Source organism: Rhizobium sp. SEMIA 4085 (assembly GCF_013004495.1).
GTDB lineage: Bacteria > Pseudomonadota > Alphaproteobacteria > Rhizobiales > Rhizobiaceae > Rhizobium > Rhizobium gallicum.
The window spans coordinates 1-3,827 of the sequence record NZ_JABEPH010000471.1 but is presented as its reverse complement, the minus strand read 5'-3'; the positions used below and the strand labels follow the sequence as shown (position 1 = coordinate 3,827).

Here is a 3,827-nt window from a genome sequence, read left to right as displayed (position 1 = left end):
GCTGGCGGGGGGGGACCAGTGGTCTCGATCCCGTGCCTGACGGGCTGGAGCAGCGCTTCCATTGGTGGACGCCGTGGCGCTATTTTGCGCTCGGACGGAAAGCGGGCTGACGGCAAACCCATGCCACGTAAAACCGTCTACGTCGCGCTCCTTCACAGCATAGTGCTCGCGCCTGGTCGAAGGGTCGTGATGTCCGATCTTCGCGATATGGCCGCGGCACTCGGATACGGCAACCCGCGCACGCTGGTCTCGACCGGCAATATCGTCTTTGAAGCAGACAGCGCGCCGCTCAGTGACATCGAAGCGAAGATTGAAGCTGCCTTCAAAACGAAATTCGGCAAACCCGTCGATATCATCGTCCGCAAGGGCGCGGATTGGCTGAGACTGGCGAATTCAAATCCGTTTCCGGATGGCGATGGTAGCCAAGTGATCGTGCGAGTGATGCGCGAGCCGCTCGATCAGTCCGCCTTAGCCGCGCTTCAGAAGTACCTCGAAGCCAACCAGCGCTTGGCGATTACCAATGGCGATCTCTGGATCGATTTCGCCAGCAAACCCAGTGAATGGAAGCTGCTCTCGGCGCTCACGACCAAGCGTATGGGCGTTGGCACGCTGCGCAATTGGAACACGGTGCGAGGCCTTGCCGAAATGATCGACTGATCAGGCCTTGCCTTTACTCACACCCCAAATCTCGATATCAGGCGGCAGCGCCTTCGTGCCGACGAAGCGCTTCATTGCAACCACCCGCATTCGTTGGCGGGACTGGACAAGGAGAATTTCGATATGTCCCAATCCGTTTCCCTGACATTCCCCGATGGCAATCAACGCAATTTCGAGCCCGGCACGACCGGCCTCGACGTCGCCGAATCCATCTCCAAGTCGCTTGCCAAGAAGGCTGTCGCCATTGCGATCGACGGCACAGTGCGCGACCTTTCCGATCCCGTGACGGCGGGCAAAATCGAGATCATCACTCGCAGCGACGAGCGCGCCCTGGAACTCATCCGGCATGATGCAGCGCATGTCATGGCGGAAGCCGTGCAGGAGCTCTGGCCCGGTACACAGGTGACGATCGGCCCGGTCATCGAGAACGGCTTCTATTACGACTTCGCCAAGAACGAACCCTTCACGCTGGACGATCTGCCGAAGATCGAAAAGAAGATGAAGGAGATCATCGCCCGCAACGCACCTTTCACCAAGCAGGTGTGGTCGCGTCAGAAGGCGAAGGAAGTGTTTGCCGCCAAGGGCGAGCAGTACAAGGTCGAACTCGTCGATGCCATCCCGGAAGGCCAGGATCTGAAGATTTACTATCAGGGCGACTGGTTCGACCTTTGCCGCGGCCCGCACATGGCATCGACCGGTCAGATCGGCTCGGCTTTCAAGCTGTTGAAGGTGGCAGGCGCCTATTGGCGCGGCGATAGCAACAATCCAATGCTGTCCCGTATCTACGGCACGGCCTTTGCAGAGCAGTCCGAACTCGACAACTATCTCCACATGCTCGCCGAAGCCGAGAAGCGCGACCATCGCCGTCTCGGCCGCGAGATGGACCTGTTTCACTTCCAGGAAGAAGGCCCGGGCGTCGTCTTTTGGCACGGCAAGGGCTGGCGTATCTTCCAGGCGCTTGTCGCCTATATGCGGCGGCGCCTCGCTGCCGACTATCAGGAGGTCAACGCGCCGCAGGTTCTTGATACTTCCCTTTGGGAAACCTCGGGGCATTGGGGCTGGTACCAGGAGAACATGTTCGCGGTGAAATCGGCGCATGCGCTGACGCATCCGGATGACAAGGAAGCCGACAACCGCGTCTTCGCACTGAAGCCGATGAACTGCCCGGGTCACGTGCAGATCTTCAAGCACGGGCTGAAATCCTATCGCGAACTGCCGATCCGCCTAGCAGAATTCGGTACGGTCCATCGTTACGAGCCGTCAGGCGCCCTCCACGGCCTGATGCGGGTGCGCGGCTTCACGCAGGACGACGCGCACATCTTCTGCACGGACGAGCAGATGGCCGCCGAGTGCCTGAAGATCAACGACCTGATCCTCTCGGTCTACAAGGACTTCGGCTTCGACGAGATTACCATCAAGCTCTCCACGCGCCCGGACAAGCGCGTCGGTTCGGATGAGCTCTGGGATCGCGCCGAGAGCGTCATGATGGACGTGCTCACCACGATCCAGCAGCAGTCGAACGACATCAAGACCGGCATCCTGCCGGGCGAGGGCGCGTTCTACGGCCCGAAGTTCGAATATACGCTGAAGGACGCGATCGGCCGTGAATGGCAGTGTGGCACTACGCAGGTGGACTTCAACCTGCCGGAGCGCTTCGGGGCCTTCTATATCGACAGTAATTCGGAGAAGACGCAGCCGGTGATGATCCACCGCGCCATCTGCGGCTCGATGGAACGCTTCCTCGGCATCCTGATCGAAAACTTCGCCGGTCATTTGCCGCTCTGGGTCTCGCCGCTGCAGGTCGTAGTCGCGACGATCACCTCGGAAGCGGACGGTTATGGCGCAGAAGTTGCCGAAGCGCTGCGCGAGGCGGGACTCAACGTCGAGACTGACTTCCGAAATGAGAAGATCAACTACCAGATCCGCGCGCATTCCGTTACGAAAGTTCCCGTCATCATCGTCTGCGGGCGGAAGGAAGCCGAGGAACGGACTGTTAATATCCGCCGCCTAGGCAGCCCGGAGCAGACCTCGATGCCGCTCGAGGCGGCAATCGAGAACCTTGCCTGGGAAGCGACGCCGCCGGATATCCGCCGCAAGATCGAAGCCAAGAAGGCGAAGGCTGCCTGATTTCTGTCAGACAACTGTCATCGCTTTGAAATATAGCCGTCCGGTCTTCCACTTGAGGCCGGACGGCTTTGCGTTTCAAACAGCTATCTTATGCGAGCGAAAGCGATCCGCGTCTCAAGCGCTGGCTGATCCGCTCGATCGAGGGGCTTTCCGGCCGCGATCGTCACGTGCAGCTCTACGATATCTGGCGCCGCGATATCGTTCCGACGCGCGAAGGCGTATTCGGCAAACTCCTTGATCTCCTAGATGTCCGCTTCGTCATCAATGGTGCCTGGCCACCGCAACTAACCGCGGATCGACCGCTTGTCATCGTCGCCAACCATCCGTTCGGTATCGGAGACGGCATTGCCGTATTGGCGCTTGCCGAACAGCTTGGACGGTCATTCCGCGTTCTCGTCCATAACGAATTGCTCAAGGTCCCGGAAATGGCGGCCTATTCGCTTCCGGTATCGTTCGATGAGACGAAAGAGGCCGTCGGCCTCAACATGGAGACGCGGCGGGAGGCGGTCCGGCTTCTGAAGGATGGCGTTGTCGTCATCATCTTCCCGGCCGGAGGCGTCGCCACCGCGAAGAACGGTTTCGGCCGCGCCGAAGATTTGCCCTGGAAGATTTTTCCTGCCAAGCTCGTCCAGGCGGCCGGTGCAAGCGTTCTGCCAATCTATTTCGAGGGCCAGAACGGGCGGCTCTTTCATATCGTCAGTCGCTTCTCGCTGACCCTTCGCCTCTCATTGTTGATCCGCGAATTCCGCCGGCTGTCAGGCAAGACGATCATAGCGCATGCAGGTCCGGTCTTGCCTTACGAAAAGCTGAGGAGGAACGACCGCAAGGCCCTGCTGGCAGCACTTTACGATGCGGTCTTTTCGTTGGGTTCCGACATCAAACGAAAGCGCATCTGAAAATTCAATCGGTATCGGCGCCCGTCGTGCTGCTGCCCGGCAGCAGTTGTTCATAGGAAGGCAACGGCGCCTGCGCGGAACTCTGCGGCTCGCCGGCGGCCGCTGGCTGCGGGTCCTGCTGCCGCGTCGGCCCCCCGCCTGCCGGTT

General features: G+C 60.0%; 4 protein-coding genes and 1 pseudogene. 4 read left to right on the top strand and 1 reads right to left on the bottom strand.

The window, feature by feature from the left end:
* Window positions 1-110, top strand: a pseudogene (locus C9413_RS33960) (membrane protein insertion efficiency factor YidD); the annotation flags it as partial.
* Between the two features lie 10 nt (window positions 111-120).
* A complete protein-coding gene (locus tag C9413_RS29295; protein WP_039844952.1) occupies window positions 121-657 on the top strand; it encodes a DUF1697 domain-containing protein in 537 nt (178 codons plus the stop codon).
* Here the strand turns inward: C9413_RS29295 and C9413_RS34325 are convergent, their stop codons facing one another.
* A complete protein-coding gene (locus C9413_RS34325) occupies window positions 658-789 on the bottom strand; it encodes a hypothetical protein (RefSeq protein ID WP_267285094.1) in 132 nt (43 codons plus the stop codon).
* On the opposite strand from C9413_RS34325, the gene thrS reads away from it, so the two are divergent.
* Both thrS and C9413_RS29285 read left to right on the top strand, forming a co-directional pair.
* On the top strand, window positions 781-2,784 hold the full coding sequence (thrS, locus tag C9413_RS29290; protein WP_170251288.1) for a threonine--tRNA ligase: 2,004 nt from the start codon (window positions 781-783) through the stop codon (window positions 2,782-2,784). The genes C9413_RS34325 and thrS overlap by 9 nt on opposite strands.
* 68 nt (window positions 2,785-2,852) lie before the next feature.
* Window positions 2,853-3,680, top strand: a complete 828-nt coding sequence (locus C9413_RS29285; RefSeq protein ID WP_039844950.1) for a lysophospholipid acyltransferase family protein — start codon at window positions 2,853-2,855, stop codon at window positions 3,678-3,680.
* The last annotated feature ends 147 nt before the right edge of the window (window positions 3,681-3,827 follow it).

Excerpts from the sequence above, each read along its gene's own strand:
- C9413_RS29295 (WP_039844952.1), top strand. The coding sequence starts at position 121 with ATGCCACGTAAAACCGTCTACGTCGCGCTCCTTCACAGCATAGTGCTC.
- thrS (WP_170251288.1), top strand. The coding sequence starts at position 781 with ATGTCCCAATCCGTTTCCCTGACATTCCCCGATGGCAATCAACGCAAT.